Annotated in this window: 18 protein-coding genes; 11 read left to right on the top strand and 7 right to left on the bottom strand. The window is 68.0% G+C overall.

The window, feature by feature from the left end; translation table 11 throughout:
• Positions 1–49: 49 nt before the first annotated feature.
• Together ACMGEZ_RS27840 and shkS are read left to right on the top strand one after the other, a co-directional pair.
• A complete protein-coding gene (locus tag ACMGEZ_RS27840; RefSeq protein ID WP_436825550.1) occupies positions 50–4,945 on the top strand; it encodes an NAD-glutamate dehydrogenase in 4,896 nt (1,631 codons plus the stop codon).
• A 257-nt stretch (positions 4,946–5,202) separates the two neighbouring features.
• The gene (gene shkS, locus ACMGEZ_RS27845; RefSeq protein ID WP_436825519.1) at positions 5,203–6,639 is read left to right on the top strand and encodes a surface-behavior sensor histidine kinase ShkS; all 1,437 of its coding nucleotides are present in this window, start codon (positions 5,203–5,205) and stop codon (positions 6,637–6,639) included.
• 60 nt (positions 6,640–6,699) lie between these two features.
• Here the strand turns inward: shkS and ACMGEZ_RS27850 are convergent, their stop codons facing one another.
• From ACMGEZ_RS27850 to ACMGEZ_RS27880, 7 genes are all read right to left on the bottom strand, one after another.
• Positions 6,700–7,302, bottom strand: coding sequence for a LuxR C-terminal-related transcriptional regulator (locus ACMGEZ_RS27850; RefSeq protein ID WP_436825520.1), 603 nt, complete (start codon positions 7,300–7,302; stop codon positions 6,700–6,702).
• A gap of 62 nt (positions 7,303–7,364) precedes the next feature.
• Entirely contained in the window at positions 7,365–8,699 is a 1,335-nt protein-coding gene (locus tag ACMGEZ_RS27855; RefSeq protein WP_436825521.1) for a tryptophan--tRNA ligase, read from the bottom strand.
• 13 nt (positions 8,700–8,712) lie between these two features.
• On the bottom strand, positions 8,713–9,384 hold the full coding sequence (locus ACMGEZ_RS27860) for a site-2 protease family protein (RefSeq protein ID WP_436825522.1): 672 nt from the start codon (positions 9,382–9,384) through the stop codon (positions 8,713–8,715).
• A gap of 47 nt (positions 9,385–9,431) precedes the next feature.
• The gene (locus tag ACMGEZ_RS27865; protein ID WP_436825523.1) at positions 9,432–10,067 is read right to left on the bottom strand and encodes an L-threonylcarbamoyladenylate synthase; all 636 of its coding nucleotides are present in this window, start codon (positions 10,065–10,067) and stop codon (positions 9,432–9,434) included.
• A 43-nt stretch (positions 10,068–10,110) separates the two neighbouring features.
• Positions 10,111–11,028, bottom strand: coding sequence for a DMT family transporter (locus tag ACMGEZ_RS27870; protein ID WP_436825551.1), 918 nt, complete (start codon positions 11,026–11,028; stop codon positions 10,111–10,113).
• A 26-nt stretch (positions 11,029–11,054) separates the two neighbouring features.
• Positions 11,055–11,909: a 3',5'-nucleoside bisphosphate phosphatase gene (locus tag ACMGEZ_RS27875; protein WP_436825524.1), complete on the bottom strand. Its 855-nt coding sequence runs from the start codon at positions 11,907–11,909 to the stop codon at positions 11,055–11,057.
• Between the two features lie 101 nt (positions 11,910–12,010).
• Entirely contained in the window at positions 12,011–13,081 is a 1,071-nt protein-coding gene (locus tag ACMGEZ_RS27880) for a transporter (RefSeq protein ID WP_436825525.1), read from the bottom strand.
• A gap of 112 nt (positions 13,082–13,193) precedes the next feature.
• Here ACMGEZ_RS27880 and ppk2 point away from each other — a divergent pair, with 112 nt between their 5' ends.
• The 9 genes from ppk2 to urtD all read left to right on the top strand — a co-directional run bounded on the left by ppk2 (position 13,194) and on the right by urtD (position 22,477).
• Complete coding sequence (gene ppk2, locus ACMGEZ_RS27885; RefSeq protein ID WP_436825526.1) at positions 13,194–14,111, top strand: polyphosphate kinase 2; 918 nt, start codon at positions 13,194–13,196, stop codon at positions 14,109–14,111.
• Positions 14,112–14,183: 72 nt separating this feature from the next.
• Entirely contained in the window at positions 14,184–15,233 is a 1,050-nt protein-coding gene (locus tag ACMGEZ_RS27890; RefSeq protein WP_436825527.1) for an extracellular catalytic domain type 1 short-chain-length polyhydroxyalkanoate depolymerase, read from the top strand.
• 4 nt (positions 15,234–15,237) lie between these two features.
• Positions 15,238–16,092 (top strand): lipase family protein, encoded by an 855-nt coding sequence (locus ACMGEZ_RS27895; protein WP_436825528.1) that lies wholly within the window; start codon positions 15,238–15,240, stop codon positions 16,090–16,092.
• Between the two features lie 59 nt (positions 16,093–16,151).
• The gene (locus tag ACMGEZ_RS27900) at positions 16,152–16,781 is read left to right on the top strand and encodes a nucleotidyltransferase domain-containing protein (RefSeq protein ID WP_436825529.1); all 630 of its coding nucleotides are present in this window, start codon (positions 16,152–16,154) and stop codon (positions 16,779–16,781) included.
• The gene (locus ACMGEZ_RS27905; RefSeq protein ID WP_436825530.1) at positions 16,720–17,166 is read left to right on the top strand and encodes a DNA-binding protein; all 447 of its coding nucleotides are present in this window, start codon (positions 16,720–16,722) and stop codon (positions 17,164–17,166) included. The genes ACMGEZ_RS27900 and ACMGEZ_RS27905 overlap by 62 nt, the downstream gene beginning before the upstream one ends.
• A gap of 84 nt (positions 17,167–17,250) precedes the next feature.
• The gene (gene urtA, locus ACMGEZ_RS27910) at positions 17,251–18,522 is read left to right on the top strand and encodes an urea ABC transporter substrate-binding protein (protein WP_436825531.1); all 1,272 of its coding nucleotides are present in this window, start codon (positions 17,251–17,253) and stop codon (positions 18,520–18,522) included.
• Positions 18,523–18,679: 157 nt separating this feature from the next.
• The gene (gene urtB / locus ACMGEZ_RS27915; protein ID WP_436825532.1) at positions 18,680–20,266 is read left to right on the top strand and encodes an urea ABC transporter permease subunit UrtB; all 1,587 of its coding nucleotides are present in this window, start codon (positions 18,680–18,682) and stop codon (positions 20,264–20,266) included.
• Positions 20,267–20,381: 115 nt separating this feature from the next.
• On the top strand, positions 20,382–21,602 hold the full coding sequence (gene urtC, locus ACMGEZ_RS27920; RefSeq protein ID WP_436825533.1) for an urea ABC transporter permease subunit UrtC: 1,221 nt from the start codon (positions 20,382–20,384) through the stop codon (positions 21,600–21,602).
• Positions 21,599–22,477, top strand: coding sequence for an urea ABC transporter ATP-binding protein UrtD (gene urtD, locus ACMGEZ_RS27925; protein ID WP_436825534.1), 879 nt, complete (start codon positions 21,599–21,601; stop codon positions 22,475–22,477). The genes urtC and urtD overlap by 4 nt, the downstream gene beginning before the upstream one ends.
• Positions 22,478–22,484 lie beyond the last annotated feature (7 nt).

The raw sequence follows: 22,484 nt of genomic DNA on the forward strand, positions 1-22,484 counted from the left end.
CGCCTCGATTGCGATGTAGATTAGCGGCCCAATGGAGACAAGCATGCTGATGACCACGCAGACGACGGAAGCAGCGCGCAAGGACGAGCGCCTGGAGGAGGTGGAGCAACTGGTGCGGACCAAGCTCCCGGCCGAATCGGTGGAAGAAGTGTGCAGCTTCGTGCGCCGCTACTTCGGCCAGGTCGATCCGGAAGACCTGGACGAGCGGCCGGCTGCCGATCTCTACGGCGCCGCGCTCTCGCACTGGAGCTTCGCGCGCAAGCGCCAGGCGGGGCGCGCCAAGCTGCGGGTCTTCAACCCGACGATCGCGGAGCACGGCTGGCAGTCGACCCACACCATCATCGAGATGGTGAACGACGACATGCCCTTCCTGGTCGATTCGGTCACGATGGAGGTCAACCGCCACGGGCTCACGCTGCACCTGATCATTCATCCGCTCATGGCCGTCGAGCGCGGTGCCGACGGCGTGCTGCGGGGCCTGGCCAGCGAGACAGGCGCATCAGCCGATGCACGCCGCGAGTCCTTCATCCATGTCGAAGTCGACCGCGTGCCGGAGCCGGCGCGCATGGAGGCGCTGGCGGCCGACCTCGAGCGCGTGCTCGACGACGTGCGCCAGGCCGTGGCCGACTGGAAGTCGATGCGCCAGCGGGTGCTCGCGATCGTGCAGGGCCTTGACGATCGCCCGCCGCCGATCCCGCCGCAGGAGCTGGCCGAGGGCCAGGCCTTCCTGCGCTGGCTGGCCGACAACCACTTCACCTTCCTCGGTTGCCGCAGCCACGAGCTCGTCAAGGTCGACGGCGACGATGCGCTGAAGATCGTGCCCGATTCCAGCCTGGGCATCCTGCGCGATGCTGAAGCGCCGAGCGCCAACGCCGCTTTCGCCGCGCTGCCGCCCGAGATACGCGCCAATGCACGCCGGCCCGAGCTGCTGGTCGTGACCAAGTCCACCTCGCGCTCCACCGTTCACCGGCCCGGCCACCTCGACTACGTGGCCGTCAAGCGCTTCGACGAGCGGGGCGAGGTGTGCGGCGAAGACCGATTCCTCGGGCTCTTCACCTCCACCGCGTACAGCGCCAATCCGGCCGAGATCCCGTTGCTGCGGCGCAAGATCGCCAGTGTGGTGGACCGTGCCGGTCTCGCGCCCGGCAGCCATTCGGGCAAGGCGCTGATCAACATCCTCGAGACCTACCCGCGCGACGAGCTGTTCCAGATCGGCGACGACGACCTGCTGCGGACGGCGATGGGCATCCTGCACCTGGGCGAGCGCCAGCGCTTCCGGTTGTTCGTGCGGCGCGACCCCTTCGAGCGCTTCCTGTCCTGCCTGATCTACGCGCCGCGCGAGAACTACACCACCGAGCTGCGCCAGAAGTGGCAGGACATCCTGATGCGCGAGTTCAACGGCATCGGCTCCGAGTTCAACGTGCACCTGTCGGAATCGGTGCTGGCACGCATCCAGATCACCGTTCGCACCAAGCCCGGGAGCATCCCCGCCTTCGACGTGCGCGAGCTGGAGGAGAAACTGGTGGCCGCCGCCCGCCGCTGGGACGACGACCTGAAGACCGCCCTGATCGAAGCCACCGGCGAGGCGCAGGGAAACGCCTTGCTGCGGCGCTTCGGCGCCGCCTTCCCGGCAGGCTACCGCGACGAGTTCGCGGCGCGCGCCGCGGTGCACGACATCCAGCTGATGGCGCAACTGAGCGATGAGCAGCGCCTGGGCATGAACCTGTACCGGCCGCTGGAGGCGCCCCCCGGCACGCTGCGCTTCAAGGTGCTGCGCCGCGGCGAGCCGATCACCCTGTCGGCCAGCCTGCCGATGCTCGAGCACCTCGGCATGAAGGTGCTCGACGAGCATCCGCACCGCGTCGCGCCGCAGCGCGAGTCGCCGTTCTGGATCCACGATTTCGGGCTCCTGGCCGCCTCGGGCGACACCGAGATCGAGGTCGATGCGCTGCGCCCGGTGTTCGAGGAGGCCTTCGACGCCGTGCTGAACGGCGAGGTCGAGAACGACGACTTCAACCGCCTGGTGCTGGCGGTGCAGTTGCCGGTGCACGAGATCGTGATCCTGCGCGCCTATGCCAAGTACATGCGGCAGATCGGCTTCGCGCTCTCGCAGTCTTTCATCCAGGCCACGCTGGCCACCCATGCCCGCATCGCGCGGGCACTGGTCGAGCTCTTCAAGCTGCGCTTCGACCCGCAGCCCGCGCCGGACGCGCAGGCGCGCGAGGAAGAGAAGGTGCGCGAAATCGAGGCCGCGCTGGACGACGTGTCCAACCTGTCTGAGGACCGCGTGCTGCGCCAGTACCTGGCGCTGATCCAGGCCACCTTGCGCACCAACTACTGGCGCCGCGATGCCGGGCGGCGGCGCGGCTTCCTGTCCTTCAAGTTCGATGCGGCCAAGGTGCCCGACCTGCCGGCGCCCAAGCCGCTGTTCGAGATCTTCGTGTATTCGACGCGCTTCGAGGGCGTGCACCTGCGCGGCGGGCGCGTGGCGCGCGGGGGCCTGCGCTGGTCGGACCGGCCGGAGGACTTCCGCACCGAGGTGCTGGGCCTGGTGAAGGCGCAGATGGTGAAGAACACGGTGATCGTGCCGGTCGGTTCGAAGGGCGGCTTCGTGCTCACTGCGAGACCTTCGGGCGGTGCCGCCCTTCGGTCCTCGCCCTTGGGGCGGCCCGGCGGGCTCGGGCGCGCACCGTCGCCGAGCGACCGCGACGCCTACATGCGCGAAGGCGTCGCGTGCTACCAGGACTACCTGCGAGGCCTGCTCGACATCACCGACAACCTGGCGGGCACCGCCATCGTGCCGCCGTCGCAGGTGCGCTGCCACGATCCAGGCGACGCATACCTGGTGGTCGCGGCCGACAAGGGCACCGCCACCTTCAGCGACTACGCCAACGGCATCAGCAAGGAGTACGGCTTCTGGCTGGGCGATGCCTTCGCCTCCGGCGGCTCGGTGGGCTACGACCACAAGGCCATGGGCATCACCGCCCGCGGCGCCTGGGAATCGGTCAAGCGGCATTTCCGCGAGATGGGCATCGACACCCAGAGCACCGAGTTCACCGTGGCCGGCATCGGCGACATGTCGGGCGACGTGTTCGGCAACGGCATGCTGCTGTCGCGGCACATCCTGCTCGTGGCCGCCTTCGACCACCGGCACATCTTCCTGGACCCGTCGCCCGACGCGGCGAAGAGCTTTGCCGAGCGCGAGCGCCTGTTCAAGCTGCCGCGCTCTTCCTGGGCCGACTACGACGCCAGCCTGATCTCCGAGGGCGGCGGCGTGCATGCGCGCAGCGCCAAGTCGATCCCGCTCACGCCACGGGTCAAGCAGCTGCTGGACATCCAGGCCGATGCATTGACGCCCACCGAGCTGGTCAACGCCATCCTCAAGGCGCCGGTGGCGTTGATCTACAACGGCGGCATCGGCACCTATGTGAAGGCGACCGGCGAGACCCACGCACAGGTGGGTGACCGCGCGAACGACGCACTGCGCGTCAATGGCCGCGAGCTGCGCTGCAAGGTTTTCGTCGAAGGCGGCAACCTGGGCTGCACGCAGCTCGGGCGCATCGAGTACGCGCGTGCGGGCGGGCGCATCAACACCGACGCCATCGACAACTCGGCCGGGGTCGACACCTCCGACCACGAGGTCAACATCAAGATCCTGCTGGGCCTGCCGATCACCGAAGGCGAGCTCACCGAGAAGCAGCGCAACGCGATCCTGCCGGAGATGACGGACGACGTGGCGGCGCTGGTGCTGCGCGACAACGTCTTCCAGACCCAGGTGCTCTCGGTCACCGGGCGCATCGCGCCGCAGCTGCTCGATGCGCAGACGCGCTTCATGCAGTACCTGGAGAAGGCCGGGCGGCTGAACCGCGCCATCGAGTACCTGCCTTCCGACGAGGAACTGGCCGAGCGCCGGGCGCAGGGGCAGGGGCTCACCAGCCCCGAGCGTGCGGTGCTGCTCGCCTACAGCAAGATCTGGCTCTACGACGAGCTCCTCGAGTCGACGCTGCCGGACGACCCCTGGGTGGCGACCGCGCTGGAGCGCTACTTCCCCTCGCTGCTGCGCGAGCGCTTCGCAGCCTGGATGCCGCGCCATCCGCTCAAGCGCGAGATCATTGCCACGCATGTCACCAACAGCACGATCAACCGGGTCGGCAGCACCTTCGTGCACCGGCTCGTCGAGACCACCGGCGCGCGCGCCTTCGAGGTGGTGCGCGCCTACCTGCTGTCGCGCGACATCTTCGGCATGGTGCCGCTGTGGGCCGCGATCGAGGCGCTGGACAACCGGGTAGACGACGAGGTGCAGTCCGGCATGCTGATCGACACCAGCCGGCAACTGGAGCGCGGCACCATGTGGTTCCTGCGCTCCCGCCGGCTGACCGATGACATGGCCTCGACAATCGAGCACTTCAAGTCCAACGTCGAGACGCTGTCGGCGCGGCTGCCGCAACTGCTCGACGCCGACGAGCGCGCCCGCGTCGATGCCGCGGCTGCCCACTACACGGCGCGCGGCGTGCCGCGCGAGCTGGCCGAGCGCGTGGTGAATTTCGGCACGCTCTACGCCACCCTCGACATCGCGGAGATCGCCGGCAGCGCGCGCTGGCCGGTCGAGCTGGTGGCGGCGATCTACTTCGATCTTGCCAATCGGCTCGGCATGCCCTGGCTGCGCGACCGCATCGCGGCGCTGCCGGGCGACCAGCACTGGCAGGCGCTGGCCAAGGGCGCGATGCAGGACGACCTCTCCGGCCTGCAACGCTCGATCACCCATGCGGTGCTCACCGGCGGTGGCGACGGAGAATCGCCGGCCGCGCGGGTCCAGGCCTGGCAGGCCGGCAACGGCCGCACGCTGGAGCGCGCGGCACAGCTGATGGGCGAACTGCGCGCGGTCCCTGTGCCCGATGCCGCGATGCTGGCGGTGGCGCTGCGCGAGCTGCGCGCCCTGGCCTAGCTCGACAGGGAATCCTGCCCGCCCGGTTGTCGCGGCGCGTGGTCGAGACCCTGCGCGTTGTGCCTGCGCGACGCGGCCGGCGGCGCATTGACAGCGCACCCAGTTAAGATCGCGCACGGTGGGCCGCCCTGTGCGGGCTTCCATGCCGCCCGACGGTTGCCGGAGCTTTTCGCAGCGCGCCTGAGAGCCGCACACAGGGGCCCCCTCGACAGGGGCTTTTTTTATGGCCGGACTGACATGGGGAGGGACCGTGAGCCATGATGGGTAATTCGTCGTTCGCGGGGCTGGGCAACTCGTCCTTTGCCAGCCTCACGCCGGCACCGGCCTCCGCCGACGAGGCCGAACCGTGGGTGCGCGGCGAGCTGATCCGCAGCCTGATGCGGGCCTCGCGCGGCTCCTACCTGCTCGCTGCGGCGCTGATGCCGGCCATGGTGGGCCTGAGCTGGGGCCATGTGCCGGCCTGGCAGCTCTTCACCTGGCTGGCGATCGGCATTGCCGCCACCGCTTGCCGGATCTGGGGCGAGCAGGTCTACGGCCGGCACTATGCCGACCGTGACTCCGCGGCCCAGCAGTACTTCGTCGAGCGCTACCGCTACCTCTGGAGCGCCAGCGCCTTCGCCTGGGGCCTGTCGATCCTGATCTTCTTCGAGCGCACGCCGCTGGTGAACCAGTTCATGAGCTGGCTCATCGTCGCCGGCGTGGCCACCTTCCCGCTCAATGGGCTGGCGCTGCATCCACCGCTGCTCAAGCGCTACGTCAACACGCTGTTCGTCACCATGCTGGCGGCGATCGTCTTCCGCGTCATCGAGCTCAAGTTCGAGCGCCCGCATTTCCACTACGGCTTCCTGCTGCTGCCGGGCCTGCACTGGTGGCTGCTCCTGCGCGCCGGCCGGCGCATCCACGAGACCGCGCGCAACAGCTTCGAGCTGCTGTTCCACAACCACATCCTGATCAACTCGCTGACCCAGCAGCGCCAGGCGGCGGTGTCGGCGGTGGCAATGAAGAACCGCTTCCTCGCCAGCGCGGCGCACGACATGCGCCAGCCGGTGCTGGCGCTGTCGCTCTACGCCGATTGGCTGCGCAACGAGCCGGAACTCGTCGCCGAGATCGCGCCGAAGATCGTGCGCGCCACCCACGCGGTCAATGCCCTGTTCGACTCGCTGTTCGACCTCGCGCGCATCGACTCCGGCCAGGTGCGGCTGCACATCGAGCGGGTGGACGTGGCCCAGCTGCTGCACGACCTCGAGCTGCAGTACCGCCCGGTCGCCGAGGCCAAGGGCCTGAGCTTTCGCATGCACGTGAGCTCGGGCACCGTGCTGACCGACCCGATCCGCGTGCGCCGCATGATCGGCAACCTGCTGGCCAACGCGATCAAGTACACGGCCGAGGGCGGCGTGCTGCTGGCCTCGCGCCAGACCCGCGACGGGTTGCGGGTGGAGGTGTGGGACACCGGCATCGGCATCGCGCGGGAGCACCTGCGCGACGTGTTCCTGGAGTTCTACAAGGTGGCCGACCATGCCGGCACCTCGGATGGCTTCGGCCTCGGCCTCGCGATCGTGGCGCGGCTGTCGCACGCGCTGGGGCATCCCGTCAGCGTGCGCTCCAGGCTGGGCCGAGGCAGCGTCTTCCGCGTGGCGCTGCACGACGCAGACGAGACGCAGGCGCAGACCCGCATTTCAGGCGCCGTGGGGTAAGAAGAACGGGCCGAGAGGCCCGCCACAACGACCGGGCCCTGAGGGCCCGGTTATCCTCTGTTAAGGGTTATTGGACAGCAAGCCGTTGGTGCGCGCGTGGTGCAGCGCCTGCGTGCGGCTCTTCACGCCAAGCCGCCTGAACAGGCGCCACAGGTGCACCTTGACCGTGTGCTCGCTGATGTCGAGCTCGGTCGCGATGTCGCGGTTGCTCATGCCCTGGTCCAGCATCGCGATCAGCTGGGTCTGGCGCTTCGAGAGCTTGCTGCTGGTCGCGGCAACCGGCTCCTCGGCCTCGGTGTCGGCCATCAGCAGGCCGCGCAGCGCCGCGGTGAGCTCGGCCGAGCTGGCCGACTTCTCGATGTAGGTGTCGGCGCCGGCCTCGATGCAGGCTTCTTCCATGTCGGCGGCCGGGGAGGCCGAGTAGACCGCCACCGGCACGTCGGGATAGATCTTCTTCACCGCGATCACGCCCGAAACGCCCGTGACGTCGGGCAGCTTCAGGTCGAGGCAGAACAGGCCGGGTTCTCCATGCTGCTTGACGGCGCTGGCCAGCTTGTCGAGCCGTTCGAGCTCCACGATGGTCTCAGCCGGCCGCAGGCGCCGCAGCACCATCACGATGGCGTCCCGCATCAAGGGGTGGTCGTCGATGACATAGATACTCATAACATTTTTCTCACTGTATGCGGGCCGGCTGGCCGGCCCTGTTGGTCGCGTGGAGTTCGTCTCTAGTCGGTCGTGTTGCCTGTGGCCTCGGCCGCGAGCGCTTCGAGTGCGTCCGTTGCCGCGCGTATGTTCGCATTGTCGATGGGTTGGAGCTGCGCGGCGAGCAAGCTCAGGGCCGCGCCGCGCTGTTCCCGCAGCGTGCCGATCGCGCGGCCCGCTTCCTGCGGCGATGCGAAACCCAAGCTTTGTAACAGTTGTGAGCCGTGTTCGTCGAGCAGCTTGAAATAAAAAAGGCCATCCTTGTCGCGGTATTGCTTGAACGTGGGCCTGGCCGCCTTGGCGGCTTTGGGCCGCGCCGCACCCCGGCTGCCCGCGGCGGCCAGGTTGCGCAGGCCGACCGCATGGCGCAGTTCGGCCATGAAGGGGCGTGAAATCGCCCGGGCCTTCTCGGCGCCGGCCAGCAGGGTTTTCTCGATCTGCGCCGGGTCGTTGATCAGGGCCTCGTACTGCGCCCGCATCGGCGCGATCTCGCGGTCGATGCGCTCGAACAGCCGCTGCTTGGCATCGCCCCAGGCAATGCCCTCGGCGAAGGCGCGCCGCAGCGCCTCCGTTTCTTCGGCGTCGGCGAAGGCCTGGTAGATCTGAAACAGCGCCGAGCCCTCGGTGTCCTTGGGCTCGCCTGGGGCGCGGGAGTCGGTCACGATGCCGGCGATCAGCTTCTGGAGCTGGGCGCGCGGGGCGAAGAGCGGGATGGTGTTGTCGTAGCTCTTGCTCATCTTGCGGCCGTCGAGGCCCGGCAGCGTGGCCACCGCGTCGTCGATCTCGGCCTCGGGCAGGGTGAAGTGCTCGCCGTACAGGTGGTTGAAGCGCAGCCCCATATCGCGGGCCATCTCGATGTGCTGGATCTGGTCGCGTCCCACGGGCACCTTGTGGGCGTTGAACATCAGGATGTCGGCGCCCATCAGCACGGGGTACATGAACAGGCCGGCGCTGACGTCGGCATCCGGGTCCTCGCCGCGCGCCGTGTTCTTGTCGACCTGCGCCTTGTAGGCATGGGCGCGGTTCAGCAGGCCCTTGCCGGTGACGCAGGTCAGCAGCCAGGTCAGCTCCGGGATCTCGGGGATGTCGGACTGGCGGTAGAAGGTCACGCGTTCCGGGTCGAGGCCGCAGGCCAGCCAGGTCGCCGCGATCTCCAGCGTTGAGCGCTGGATGCGCGCCGGCTCGTCGACCTTGATCAGCGCGTGATAGTCGGCCAGGAAATAGAAGCTCTGTACGTGGGCTTCGCGGCTGAAGCGCACCGAGTGGCGCACCGAGCCGACGTAGTTGCCCAGGTGCGGCGTGCCGCTGGTGGTGATGCCGGTGAGAAAGCGGATGGGCTTGGGGGAAGAACTTGCCATTGGAGGAACGTGGTCAGCGCAGCAGCGCCGTGACGGGCGAGATGAGCAGGCCGATGGCCTGGTAGCCGAAGCTCATCAGCGGGCGCAGCCACCAGGTGCTGACGATGCCGGCGATGACCAGGCCCATGACGATGAAGAAGCCGTAGGGCTCGATGCGCGCCAGGAAGTCCTGCGCGCCGCCGCGCGGCAGCAGCCCGGCGAGCACCCGGCCGCCGTCCAGCGGGGGCAGCGGGAACAGGTTGAAGGCCCACATCACCAGATTGACCAGCACGCCGCCGCGTGCCATCTCGAGGAAGAAGGTCTCCTCGACGCCGGCGGCCCGCATCAGCACGAAGGCCAGCGCCCACAGGATCGCCTGGATGAAGTTCGAGGCCGGGCCGGCCAGCGCCACCCAGATCATGTCGCGCTTCGGATGGCGCAGCCGGGCGAAGTTGACCGGCACCGGCTTGGCATAGCCGAACAGGAAGGCGCCGGAAGTGGCGAAGTAGAGCAGCAGCGGCATCAGGATGGTGCCGATGGGGTCGATGTGCTTGGTCGGGTTGAGCGTCACGCGGCCCATCATCCAGGCCGTCTGGTCGCCCAGGTAGCGGGCCACGTAGCCGTGGGCCGCCTCGTGCACCGTGATCGCGAAGATCACGGGCAGTGCATAGATCAGCACTTTTTCGATCAGGTTGGAAATATCCACCGAACAATTGTCTCAGACGGCCCCGGCCGGGCCGGACGCGTAGGCGTTCACAGGCCCAGCGCCGCCAGCGAGCCGCGGCCCTGGCGCACCAGGACCGGCTCGCCGCCGGTGCCCATGGGCGTCAGGTCGACCACCGTGGTGGGTTCCGAGGGGCAGGCGCCGCAGGCGATCACCGCGCCGATCTGCTTCTCGAAGCGCTCGCGGATCGCCTGCGCATCGTTGAGCGCCTCGGTCTCGCCGGGCGGGATCAGGGTGGTGGCCAGCAGCGGCTCGCCGTGCAGCATGAGCAGCTCGCCCAGCACCTTGTGGTCGGGCACGCGCAGGCCGATGGTCTTGCGCTGCGGATGGCTCACCCGCCGTGGCACTTCCTTGGTGGCTTCCAGGAGGAAGGTGTAGGGGCCCGGCGTCGCCGCCTTCAGGAGCCGGTACTGCTTGTTGTCCACCTTCGCGTAGCTCGAGAGCTCGCTCAGGTCCCGGCACAGCAGGGTGAGGTGGTGCTTCTCGTCGACCTGGCGGATGCGGCGCAGCTGGTCGACGGCGTCCCTGTCGTCCAGGTGGCAAGCCAATGCGTAGCTCGAATCGGTGGGCACCGCCACGATCTCGCCGCGCGCCAGCAGGGCGGCCGCCTGCTTGAGCAGGCGCTGCTGCGGGTTGTCGGGATGGAGTTCGAAGAACTGGGCCATGGGATTCGATGCATTCTGCCGACAAACGGTGGCGGGGGCCTGGTCAGGACTCCGCGGGCTCGATCGGCTCTCTCCGCTCGCGCACCGTGAGCCAGGCGCCGGCCGCGCCGCAGACCGCGATCATCGAGATGCCGATCAGCGACACCCGGTCCGGCACCTGCGAGAAGACCAGCCAGCCGCCCAGCATCGCAAAGGCGATCTGGGCGTAGAGATAGGGCGTAAGCGTGGAGGCCGGCGCCCGCTGATAGGCCAGGATCAGGATGAAGTGCCCGACCGTGCCCATGAAGCCCATCAGGCACAGCAGTGCCCACCAGTGCCAGCCCGGCAGCGCCGTCCAGACGAAGGGCAGGGCCAGCGAGGCGAGCAGCGTGCCCACCCAGCCGGTGTAGAAGTGCATGGTCAGCGGGTTCTCGGTGCGGGCCAGCTTGCTGGTGAGCACCTGGAACCAGGCATTGGTCAGCACGAGGCCGATGGGCAGGAGCACGGCCCAGCTGAAGGCCTCGCCGCCCGGCCGAAGGATGACCAGGGTGCCGATGAAGCCGCCCGCCACCAGCAGCCAGCGAAGCGGCGAGACCTGCTCGTTGAGCGTCGTCGCGGCCAGCAGGGTGATCACCAGCGGCGCGATCAGCACGATCGAGGTGAACTCGGCCAGCGGCATGTAGCGCAGGCTGAAGAAGGCCAGCGTGCTCGACGCCAGCAGCAGCGCGCCGCGCAGCAACTGGTACCGCGGGTGCTTGGTGTGCAGCAGCGCCGTGCCCTTCAGGGGCAGCAGCACGGCGGTGGTCGCCACGGCCTGGAAGGCATAGCGGAACCACACCCCCATCAGGATCGGCACGCCTGCGGTGGAGAGCTTGGTGGCGCTGTCCAGCGTGGCGAAGCAGGCGACGGCCAGGATCACCAGGCCGATGCCGGCCAGGATGCGCTCGGATTCGAGGTCGCGCGTGCGCTTGCGCTCTGCCAGGCCGCCGGTCGTCGTGGTCGGGCTGCTCACTGGATGCGGTCTTCGAGCAGTTCCCACACCGGGGTCAGCTGGCCCGGTAGCAGCGGCAGTTTGCCAAGGTCGCAATGGCTTTCGTCGGGGCTGTGGAAGTCGCTGCCGCGCGAGGCGGCGAAGCCGAATTCCAGCGCCTTGTCGGCGTATTCGACGTACTCGGCCGGCGAGTGGCTGCCGGTGACCACCTCGATCGCCCGGCCGCCGTGGTGCTTGAACTCGAGGAACAGCGCGTATTCCTCGTTGGCCGTGAAGTTGTAGCGGCCCGGGTGCGCGATCACCGCCAGGCCCTTGGCCCCGGTGATCCAGCGCACCGCGTCCTTCAGCGTGGCCCAGCGGTGCGGCACGTACCCCGGCTTGCCCTCGGTGAGGAACTTGCGGAACACCTCGGCGGTGTCGCGGCAATGGCCTTGCTCGACCAGGAAGCGGGCGAAATGGGTGCGCGAGATCAGTTCGGGATTGCCGACGAACTTGAGCGCACCCTCGTAGGCGCCCTTGATGCCGACCCGAGCCAGGCCCTCGGCCATTTCTTCGGCCCGCCGGCCGCGGCCGCCGCGGGTGTCGTAGAGGCCTTCGCTGATGGCCGCGTCGTCCGGGTCGAAGCCCAGCCCGACGATGTGCACCGTCTCGTTCGCGAAGGTGACCGAGATCTCGGTCCCGGTGAGATAGCGCATGCCCTGCGCGCGCGCCGCCGCGGCTGCGCGGTGCTGGCCGCCGATTTCGTCGTGGTCGGTCAGGGCCCAGAGCTCGACGCCGTTGGCGGCCGCGCGGGCCGCCAGTTCCTCGGGGGTCAGGGTGCCGTCGGACACCACGGAGTGGCAGTGCAGGTCGGCGTTCAGGATGGAAGACACCCGGTCGATCTTATTCTTTCTTGCATGGGCCTGCAGGGCCGATGGGGACTACCTCGTGCGCTATGGAATGCATAGCAGGCAACGGGCGTCCGCCCGCGCTTTCAGCGCTTCTTGCGGAAGGCCACCCAGGCCGCGACCACGGTGAAGGTGATCACGATCGCCACCAGCACCCAGAAACCGTGCTTGTCCTCGGCCAGCGGAATGCCGCCCACGTTCATGCCGAACAGGCCGGCCAGGATGTTGATCGGCAGCGCCAGCACGGTGACCACCGTCAGCACGAACAGGCTGCGGCTGGTGTCCTCGCTGACGTTGGCGGCGATCTCCTCCTGCAGCAGCTTGATGCGCTCCTGCAGCGCGCCCATGTCGCGCAGCACCACCGAGAATTCCTCGGTCGCGCCACGCAGCTTCTGGGTGTCGTCCTCGGCCATCCAGGCCGGCGGTTTCTGCAGCAGGCGGAACAGGGCGCCCGGCTCCGGAGCCAGCAGGCGCTGCAGCCGCACCAGCAGCCGGCGCATCTCGCCGAGGCGGGCGCGCTTGTGGTCGAGCCGGCCGGTGAGCAGCTCGTCTTCGATCGCATCGACGCGGGTCGTCACGCCCCGCACCACATTCACCAGCACGTCGGCCTGCACGCGCAGCAGGTGCTCCAGCAGCTCGGCGCTGGAGCGCGGCGCGTCCCCCGCCTTCACCGCCGTGCGCAGGGCGTCGACCGAGCGCAGCGGCTTGGCGCGGGCCGTCACCACCAGGCGCGGACCGACGCTGATCCACAGGGTGGAGATGTCCGAAGGCTCGAAGCTGAACTCGAAGTGCACGTCGTTGATGACGGCGATCAGCGAGTCGTCGGCGCGCTCGATGCGGGTCGAATGCATGCCGTCGCCGAGGGCCTCGAAGAAGGTGTCGGAAAGCTGCGCATGCCGGTGCAGCCAACGCTCCGCCTGCGCATGGCTCAGGTTGAAGTGCAGCCACAGGTAGGCGCCCTCCGATGGCGCCTGCTGCGCGAGCCAGGCCGCGGCCGCGTTGGAGTCGATCGCGCGCGAGGACTCCTCGGCTGCCGCGTCGAACAGGTAGCCGCAAATAAGCCCGGCTTCGTCGCCGCCGTACGAGGCGGCCGCAATATCGCGGGGTGAGGACAAGACGGGGCGGTTCAGGAGCGAGGCGGTGTGAGTTGCGTCCATGCTGTGCGCGCTTTGTGTCGGTGTTGTGACGACGCCGGCGGTCGATCCCGTCTGTCACAAGTCCGTCATTCCGCAGGGGCAGCATGGGTGTCTCCCCCTGATTCGAGGCCCCATGACGCTGCCCAGCACCCTCAGCGACCAGGACGAACTGATGCAGCGCATTGCGCGCGACCTGATCGACAGCTACGACGAAGAACTTGAACTCGAGATCGAGGACCGCAACCTGGACGAGCTCGAGTCCGGCCAGGCGACCGACAAGGCCGCGCGCCGCGCCTACTTCAAGGAGCTGTTCCGCCTGCAGGGCGAGCTGGTCAAGCTGCAGGACTGGGTGCAGCACAGCCGGCAGAAGGTGGTGATCCTGTTCGAGGGCCGCGATGCGGCGGGCAAGGGCGGGGTGATCAAGCGCATCACCCAGCGGCTCAATCCGCGCGTGGCGCGCGTCGCGGCGCTGCCGGCGCCCAACGACCGCGAGCGCACCCAGTGGTACTTCCAGCGCTATGTGGCCCACCTGCCGGCGGCCGGAGAGATCGTGCTGTTCGACCGCAGCTGGTACAACCGCGCCGGCGTCGAGCGCGTGATGGGCTTCTGCACCGACGACGAATACGAGGAGTTCTTCCGCACCGTGCCCGACTTCGAGCGCATGCTTGTGCGCTCGGGCATCAAGCTCATCAAATACTGGTTCTCGATCACCGACGAGGAGCAGCACATGCGCTTCCTGGGCCGCATCCACGACCCTCTCAAGCAGTGGAAGCTCAGCCCGATGGACCTGGAATCCCGCCGCCGCTGGGAGGAATACACCAAGGCCAAGGAAACCATGCTGGAACGCACGCACATCGAGGAGGCGCCCTGGTGGGTGGTGCAGGCCGTGGACAAGAAAAAGGCGCGCCTGAACTGCATCGTCCACCTGCTCGGCCAGATGCCGTACCAGGAGGTGCCGCACCCGCCGATCGACCTGCCCGCGCGCGAGCGCCATGCGGACTACCTGCGCCAGCCGGTGCCGGCGTCGATGTACGTGCCCGAGGTCTACTAGGGCGTCCTATGCGCGCCGGCGGCGCGGAAGCTCTGCTAAGGTGCGGGGCCGAACCTGGTCCCCGCACGCAACATGGCCCGTCGCCCTTCCTCGAGCTCTGCCGCCAAGGCGTTCACGCGCGCCTACCAGCGCAGCATGAAGGCGCTCACCACGGCCACCTTGCGCAACGGAAAGCGCATTGCGCGGCAGGTGCAGCGCGTGGCGGTCGAGCATCTCAAGCCGCCGCGCGGCCCCGGCGACTGGCTGGCGGGGGCGGCGCTCGGCCCTGGCGGTGCGCGGCGCTATCACCTGTACCGGCCGCCGGACATGCAGCTGGGCGAGCGCCTGCCGCTCCTGGTCATGCTGCATGGCTGTGGCCAGACCGGACGCGACTTCGCCGCCAGCACGCGCATGAACCTGCTGGCTGCGCGCGAGCGCTTCTTCGTGCTCTACCCGGAGCAGGACCGCATGGCCCATCCGCAGGGCTGCTGGAACTGGTACGAGCGCCGTTCCGGCAAGGCCGATGCCGAGGCCGCGACCCTGATGGCCGCGGTCGACCAGGCGTGCGTGCTGTACCCGGTGGACCGCGAGCGCATCGCCCTGGCCGGGCTCTCGGCGGGCGCCGGCATGGCAGCGCTGATGGCCACGCGCTACCCCATGCGATTCAGGGCCCTGGCCATGCATTCGGGCGTGGCGCCCGGCGCCGCCCGCTCGCCCGCGACTGCCCTGGGCGCCATGCGCGGGCGCCATGTGCCGCCCATGCCTGCCACCGCCGTCGGCAAGGCGATGGGAGCTGCCGCAGTCTTCACCACGCTGCCGCCGCTGCTCGTCCTGCACGGCGATGCCGATCTCGTGGTCTCGGCCAGCAATGCGCTGAGCACCGCGGCCGTCTGGGCCACGGCCACCGGCGCGCGTCCCGGCATCGAGCGCACCGTGCAGCGCGGCAAGCGCCACGCGATGCGGGTGACGGAGTTCAAGCGCAAGGGCCGCACCTTCGTCATGCTGTGCGAGGTCGCCGGGCTGGGCCATGCCTGGAGCGGCGGCGCGCCGCGCCTGCCCTTCAGCGACGCCGCCGGGCCCAACGCCTCCCGGCTGATCTGGGCCTTCGTCTCGAAGCAGTTCAAGGCGACCGCGGCGGCTTGAAGCCATGTCCGGCATCGCCTACGACCCCAGCCGCACCGCGCTCTATTCGCCGGAGCGCCGGGAGACGCTGTTCGAAGCGGGCCAGCGCTACACGCCGGCCCAGTGGGCCATCGAAGCCTCACGGCTGGCGTACTACCGTGCCGAGGCGTCGGACGGCGAGCGCCAGCGCCTGGCGGACGCGCTGGCGCGCGCGGGCTTCGGGCGGCCCACGCTGATCGCGCACGTCGACTCCCACAGCTTTGCCTTTGCAGCGCTGCACGCGGACGGCACGGCGCTGGTGTCCTTCCGGGGCACCCAGCCCGACGAGATCCGCGACCTGGCGACCAACCTGCAGGCACACCAGGTCGACTGGCCCGAGAGCGGCGGCCGGGTGCATGCAGGCTTCGCGCGGGCGGCGCGGGCGCTGATGCCGGTGCTGCGCGAATGGCTTGAGGAAGGCGAGGGCGCCGGCCGCAGCGCGCTGATCCTCACCGGCCACAGCCTCGGCGCCGCACTCGCCACGCTGACCGCCACCGTGCTTGTGCCCAGCCTGCTGGCCACGCTCGGTTCGCCACGCGTCGGCAACACGGCCTTCGCGGCGGCCTTGGCAGAGGTCCAGCTGCTTCGGCTGGTCAACGGCTGCGACGTCGTCACGCAACTGCCGCCGGCCTTCTCGCTCTACGCGCATGCCGGGCCGACCAGCTACATCAGCTGCGACGGCGAATGCATGCACAACCCCGACGTCAGCTTCATCGAGAGCGACCGCGCCCAGGGGCGCGCGCGGTACGTGGTCGACCATGCCTGGAAGCGCGGCGCCGTGTTGCTGCGCGACCTGGCGGACCATGCGCCGATCAACTACGCGCGGGCCTATTTCAAGTAGTGGATCAGTAGAGACTTGGTTGTTCTCAATTTTGCTACATTTGAAGCAAAATTGAGAACATGCCAGGCATCGCGGAATACCTTCTCGGCCCGGCGCGCACGCGCGTGCTGGCGACGCTGTTCCTTCATCCGGAACGGGCGTTGCATGTGCGTGAGCTGGCACGGATGGCGGGCGTATCTCCCGGTTCGCTGCATCGCGAATTGCGCGGGCTGAGCGATGCCGGGCTCCTGGTGCGCAACGAAGTTGGCCGGCAGGTGCACTATCGGACCAACGACGATAGCCCCGTGTTCGATGAAATCGCCGGCCTGCTGCGCAAGACCGCCGGCATCGCCGACGTGCTGCGCGACGCGATCTCCGCACTCGGCGACGCCGTCACGCTCGCCTTCATCTATGGTTCGATCGCATCGGGAACCGAGACACCCCGGAGCGATATCGATGTGATGGTGCTCGGGAGCGCAGGCTTTGCCGACGTGGCGGTGGCGCTGGCACAGGCTCAATCGGTGCTCGGCCGCGAGATCAATCCCACCCCCATGGCCGTCACCGAGTTCGCAGAAAAGCTGAAGAAAGGTGACGGCTTCGCGACAGCAATCGCCGTCGGCGCCAAGATCTGGCTGAAGGGAGAAGAGCATGACCTTGCAGACCTTGTTGCGCATCGGAAAACGCAAGGCGCACGTCGCCACCGCGCTTGAGATCAAGCGCCTGCTGGCAGCCGTCGAGCGGAATTTGGCGGATGCCGCCGTGGCGCAGGTCAGTGACGAAAACCGTTTCGACGCAGCCTACAAGGCCGTGATGCAGTGCGCCTTGGCAGCAATGATGGCTTCCGGCTATCGCCCGTCCACGAGCGAGCCCGGGCATCACGCCACGCTCATTCAATCGTTGCCCCTGACGTTGGGCGTCGCCGACGAGACGTGGGTTGTGCTGGACGCATTGCGCCGCAAGCGCAGTTCGAACGACTACACGGGCGACACCGTCACTGCCGACATGGTCGCGGAGTGTGCTGCGCAAGCAGGCCGCTTGATGGTGCTGCTGAAGAAGCACCTGAAGCAAAAGCATCCCGCGCTACTGCGCGCTTGATCCATGTACGCCACCCGGCGTATTTCCGCCGCGCGGCCGATTCCGCAGACTCCTGCGTGTCATTCAACCCAGGAGAAGAGTCCCATGCAACAACGTCGATTCACCCTCAAGGCGCTCACGGCGGCGGTCGCGCTGGCCGGCCTTTCCGCCGTGCCGGCCTTGGCCGCCGACACCATCAAGGTCGGCGTGCTGCACTCGCTGTCGGGCACCATGGCCATCTCGGAGACCGTGCTCAAGGACACGGTGCTGATGGCGATCGACGAGATCAACGCCAAGGGCGGCGTGCTCGGCAAGAAGCTCGAGCCCGTGGTGGTCGACCCGGCCTCCAACTGGCCGCTCTTCGCCGAGAAGACCAAGCAGCTGCTCGGCCAGGACAAGGTCTCGGTGATCTTCGGCTGCTGGACCTCGGTGTCGCGCAAGTCGGTGCTGCCGGTGGTCGAGGAAATGAACGGCCTGCTCTTCTACCCGGTGCAGTACGAGGGCGAAGAGCTCAGCAAGAACGTCTTCTACACCGGCGCGGCGCCCAACCAGCAGGCCATTCCCGCGGTCGACTACCTGATGAGCAAGGAAGGCGGCGGCGCCAAGCGCTGGGTGCTGCTGGGCACCGACTACGTCTACCCACGCACCACCAACAAGATCCTGCGCGCCTACCTCAAGAGCAAGGGCGTGAAGGACACGGACATCGACGAGAAGTACACCCCCTTCGGCCACAGCGACTACCAGACCATCGTCGCCGACATCAAGAAGTTCTCCTCGGGCGGCAAGACGGCGGTGGTGTCGACCATCAACGGCGACTCCAACGTGCCCTTCTACAAGGAACTGGGCAATGCCGGCCTGAAGGCCAAGGACGTGCCGGTGGTCGCCTTCTCGGTGGGCGAGGAAGAGCTGCGCGGCGTCGACACCAAGCCGCTGGTGGGTCACCTGGCCGCGTGGAACTACTTCATGTCGATCAAGAACCCGACCAACACCGCCTTCATCAAGCAGTGGGGCGACTACGCCAAGGCCAAGAACATCGCCGGCCACAAGGACAAGCCGCTCACCAACGACCCGATGGAAGCCACCTACATCGGCATCCACATGTGGAAGCAGGCGGTCGAGAAGGCCAAGAGCACCGACACCGACAAGGTGATCGCGGCCATGGCCGGCCAGACCTTCACCGCGCCCTCGGGCATCGTCTCGAAGATGGACGAGAAGAACCACCACCTGCACAAGAGCGTCTTCATCGGCGAGATCAAGGCCGACGGGCAGTTCAGCGTGGTGTGGAAGACGCCGGGTCCGGTCAAGGCCAAGCCGTGGAGCCCGTACATCGAGGGCAATGACAAGAAGCCGGACCACCCGGCTGGCAAGTCGCTGTAAGGCAACGAGCGGCCCCCTCTCTTTCTCCCTCCCCTTCCGGGGGAGGGCAGAGGTGGGGGCAGCGGCAGTGGTGCCCGCCGTACTTTTTTGCGCCGCGTGCCCCCACCCCGCCCTCCCCCGGAGGGGAGGGGGCAAAGCCCGAGACCCGCGACCTACGATGCTCCGACGAACTTTCCACCGCGTGCTCTGCGCCTCGACGCTGCTGATGGCGCTGGCCACCCACGCGCTCACCCTCGACGAGGCCCGCGCCATCGCCTCGGGCGAATCCGAAGCCCGCATCGCCGCGCTCAACAAGGCCGTCGCCACGGCCGACGAGAAGACCGCCGCCTTCATCCAGGCCATGTCGGACGACGCGGTCAAGTACACCGAGGACAAGGTCTTCCTCATCAAGGACGACAAGGCCTACGACCCCGTGAGCGGCGCCGAGCTGAAGCTGCCCGAGAACGCCGAGGACGTGGTCAACAACAACCTGATGCGCGGCGCGCTCGATGCCGCGCAGGCCGCGCTCAAGCTCACGAGCAAGGACGAGGCGGTGCGCGCCGAGGCGGCGCAGGCCCTCTTCAAGGAGCCTGACGAATCCCGCCTGCCCCTGGTCGAGAAGGCGCTGGCCGCCGAGACCAACGAGCGGATCAAGGCCCAGCTCGAACTGGTGCGCGCCGCCAGCATGCTGAGCAGCGCCGACAAGGCCAAGCGCCTCGCGGCCGCGAAGGCGCTGGGCGAGAGCCGCAGCCCCGACACCAAGCTGCTGCTCAACCAGCGCCTGGCCGACGAGACCGACGCCGAGGTCAGGAAGACGATCGAGGCATCCATCGACAGCATCGACGGTTCGCTGGTCTGGGGCGACCGCATCAACGCGATCTTCAGCGGCATCAGCCTGGGCTCCGTCCTGTTGCTGGCCGCGCTGGGGCTGGCCATCACCTACGGGCTGATGGGCGTGATCAACATGGCGCACGGCGAGCTGATGATGATCGGCGCCTACGCCACCTACGTGATGCAGGGCATCTTCCAGCGCTACATGCCCGAGTCGCTGTTCGGCTGGTACCTGGTCGCCGCGATTCCCGTCGCCTTCCTCGCCTCGGCGCTGGTGGGCGCGGTGCTGGAGCGCGGCGTGATCCGCTTCCTCTACGGACGTCCGCTCGAGACCCTGCTGGCCACCTGGGGGATCAGCCTGATGCTGCAGCAGCTGGTGCGCTCGCTCTTCGGCGCGCAGAACGTCGGCGTCGAGAACCCCGGCTGGATGAGCGGCGGCTTCACCATGCTGAGCAACGTCACGCTGCCCTGGAACCGCATCTGCATCGTCGTCTTCGCGGTCCTGGTGCTGCTGGCCATGGGCTGGCTCATCGGCCGCACGCGCCTTGGGCTGTTCGTGCGGGGCGTCACGCAGAACCGTCCCATCGCCTCCTGCATGGGGGTGAACACGGCACGCATCGACACCTATGCCTTCGCGCTGGGCTCGGGCATTGCCGGGCTGGCGGGCTGCGCGCTCTCGCAGATCGGCAACGTGGGCCCCGACCTCGGCCAGAGCTACATCGTCGATTCCTTCATGGTGGTGGTGATGGGCGGCGTCGGCCAGCTCGCCGGCACCGTGTACGCGGCACTCGGCCTGGGCGTGCTCAACAAGTTCATCGAAGGCTGGGCCGGCGCGGTGCTCGCGAAGATCGCGGTGCTGGTCTTCATCATCATCTTCATCCAGAAGCGGCCGCAAGGCATTTTCGCTGTCAAAGGTAGGAGTGCCGAAGCATGAGCCGCACGGCCGCTCCGAAGGCGAATAGCACCGCAGCCGAAGGCGAAGGTACTCCAGTGAGCCGCACGGCCGCTCCGAAGGCGAATACCGCAGCGCGAAGCGCGGAGGTTACCGAATGACCCGGGTCCCACTTCCTTCCAAAGGTCCGCTCCTCGGCGGCAGGGGCTGGACCGCCTTCTTCGTCGCGCTGATCGCCGTTTGCGCGCTCGCGCCGGTACTGAACCTGCTGGTGCCCGCGGGCAGTGCGCTGCACATGAGCGACTACGCCGTGGCACTGGTCGGCAAGATCATGTGCTACGCCATCTGCGCCCTGGCCATGGACCTGATCTGGGGCTACACCGGCATCCTCTCGCTGGGCCACGGCCTGTTCTTCGCGCTCGGTGGCTACATGATGGGCATGTACCTCATGCGCCAGATCGGCCGCGACGGCAACTACAAGAGCGACTTGCCGGACTTCATGGTCTTCCTCGACTGGAAGACGCTGCCCTGGCACTGGACCTTCAGCGACAGCTTCATCGCCACGCTGGTGCTGATCGTCGCCGTGCCGGGCCTGATCGCCTTCGTATTCGGCTTCTTCGCCTTCCGGTCGCGCATCAAGGGCGTGTACTTCTCGATCATCACGCAGGCCATGACCTTCGCCGCGATGCTGCTCTTCTTCCGCAACGAGACCGGCTTCGGCGGCAACAACGGCTTCACCGACTTCAAGCGCATCCTTGGCACGCCGATCGCAACGCAGGAGATGCGCATGACGCTCTTCGCGCTCACCGGGCTCACGCTGCTTGGCTTCTTCCTGTTCGCCCGGTGGCTCGTCGGCAGCAAGTTCGGCCGCGTGCTCCAGGCCATCCGCGATGCCGAGTCGCGCGTGATGTTCTCGGGCTACAACCCGCTGCCCTACAAGCTCACGATCTGGGTCATCTCGGCCGTGATGTGCGGCGTGGCAGGGGCGCTGTACGTACCGCAGGTGGGCATCATCAACCCGGGCGAGATGAGCGCGGCCAACTCGATCGAGATCGCGATCTGGGCCGCGGTCGGCGGGCGCGCCACCCTGGTCGGGCCGATCATCGGCGCCTTCATCGTGAATGGCGCCAAGAGCTGGCTCACGGTGGCCTATCCGGAGTACTGGCTCTACTTCCTCGGTGCGCTGTTCATTGCGGTCACGCTGTTCCTGCCGAACGGCATCGTGGGGCTGGTGAAACAATGGACGTCCAGGGACCGCAAGACGATGCCCGACGACGCGCCGCAGGCACCCATGCAGCGGGCCGTGGCCGCAGAGCAGGGCGCCGAGCCCAGCGCTCTCGCACCATTGCCGGTGCAGCCCGAAGGAGCCCGCGCATGACGCCGGACCTGATGGACGCAGGCGCGGAGCGCATTGCACGGCACAGCCGGCACAGCGACTTCGGCAAGCTCACCGCCTCGGGCGGCCGCGAGGCGGGCTACGGCCGGCATGCGACGCCCGGCGAGGTCGACGTCACGCACGGCCGCATCCTCTACCTCGAGGACGTGAGCGTGAGCTTCGACGGCTTCAAGGCCATCAACAAGCTCTCGCTGGACATCGCGCCCGGCGAGCTGCGTTGCGTGATCGGCCCGAACGGCGCGGGCAAGACCACGATGATGGACATCATCACCGGCAAGACGCGACCTGACGAGGGCACCGTCTTCTTCGGCAGCACCATCGACCTGCTGCGCCACAAGGAGGCCGACATCGCCCAGCTGGGCATCGGCCGCAAGTTCCAGAAGCCGACGGTGTTCGAGCAGCTGACGGTGTTCGACAACCTCGAGCTCGCGCTCAAGACCGACAAGGGCGTGAAGGCCTCGATGCTGTTCCGGCTCGACTCCGCGCAGTCCGACCGGCTGGCCGAGGTGCTGCACACCATCCACCTGGAAGACAGCGTCTCGCGCCTGGCCGGCAACCTGAGCCATGGCCAGAAGCAGTGGCTGGAGATCGGCATGCTGCTCATGCAAGACCCGAAGCTGCTGCTGCTCGACGAGCCTGTGGCCGGCATGACCGACGAGGAGACGGCGCGCACCGCCGAGCTCTTCCTGAAGCTCAAGGGCAAGCATTCGCTGATGGTGGTCGAGCACGACATGAGCTTCGTGCGGACCATCTCGGACATCGTCACGGTCCTGTGCGACGGGTCCGTGCTGGCGCAAGGCACGCTCGATGAGGTGCAGGCCGACGAGCGCGTGATCGAGGTCTATCTGGGACGCTGAGAAGGCA

It is taken from the genome of Variovorax stachyos (assembly GCF_051400855.1).
In the GTDB taxonomy this organism is placed as follows: domain Bacteria; phylum Pseudomonadota; class Gammaproteobacteria; order Burkholderiales; family Burkholderiaceae_C; genus Variovorax.

Excerpts from the sequence above, each read along its gene's own strand:
- ACMGEZ_RS27850 (WP_436825520.1), bottom strand. The coding sequence starts at position 7,302 with ATGAGTATCTATGTCATCGACGACCACCCCTTGATGCGGGACGCCATC.
- urtA (WP_436825531.1), top strand. The coding sequence starts at position 17,251 with ATGCAACAACGTCGATTCACCCTCAAGGCGCTCACGGCGGCGGTCGCG.
- ACMGEZ_RS27900 (WP_436825529.1), top strand. The coding sequence starts at position 16,152 with ATGCCAGGCATCGCGGAATACCTTCTCGGCCCGGCGCGCACGCGCGTG.
- ACMGEZ_RS27890 (WP_436825527.1), top strand. The coding sequence starts at position 14,184 with ATGGCCCGTCGCCCTTCCTCGAGCTCTGCCGCCAAGGCGTTCACGCGC.
- ACMGEZ_RS27880 (WP_436825525.1), bottom strand. The coding sequence starts at position 13,081 with ATGGACGCAACTCACACCGCCTCGCTCCTGAACCGCCCCGTCTTGTCC.
- ACMGEZ_RS27840 (WP_436825550.1), top strand. The coding sequence starts at position 50 with ATGACCACGCAGACGACGGAAGCAGCGCGCAAGGACGAGCGCCTGGAG.
- urtB (WP_436825532.1), top strand. The coding sequence starts at position 18,680 with ATGCTCCGACGAACTTTCCACCGCGTGCTCTGCGCCTCGACGCTGCTG.
- ACMGEZ_RS27865 (WP_436825523.1), bottom strand. The coding sequence starts at position 10,067 with ATGGCCCAGTTCTTCGAACTCCATCCCGACAACCCGCAGCAGCGCCTG.
- ppk2 (WP_436825526.1), top strand. The coding sequence starts at position 13,194 with ATGACGCTGCCCAGCACCCTCAGCGACCAGGACGAACTGATGCAGCGC.
- urtC (WP_436825533.1), top strand. The coding sequence starts at position 20,382 with ATGACCCGGGTCCCACTTCCTTCCAAAGGTCCGCTCCTCGGCGGCAGG.
- ACMGEZ_RS27855 (WP_436825521.1), bottom strand. The coding sequence starts at position 8,699 with ATGGCAAGTTCTTCCCCCAAGCCCATCCGCTTTCTCACCGGCATCACC.
- urtD (WP_436825534.1), top strand. The coding sequence starts at position 21,599 with ATGACGCCGGACCTGATGGACGCAGGCGCGGAGCGCATTGCACGGCAC.
- ACMGEZ_RS27895 (WP_436825528.1), top strand. The coding sequence starts at position 15,238 with ATGTCCGGCATCGCCTACGACCCCAGCCGCACCGCGCTCTATTCGCCG.
- ACMGEZ_RS27905 (WP_436825530.1), top strand. The coding sequence starts at position 16,720 with ATGACCTTGCAGACCTTGTTGCGCATCGGAAAACGCAAGGCGCACGTC.
- shkS (WP_436825519.1), top strand. The coding sequence starts at position 5,203 with ATGATGGGTAATTCGTCGTTCGCGGGGCTGGGCAACTCGTCCTTTGCC.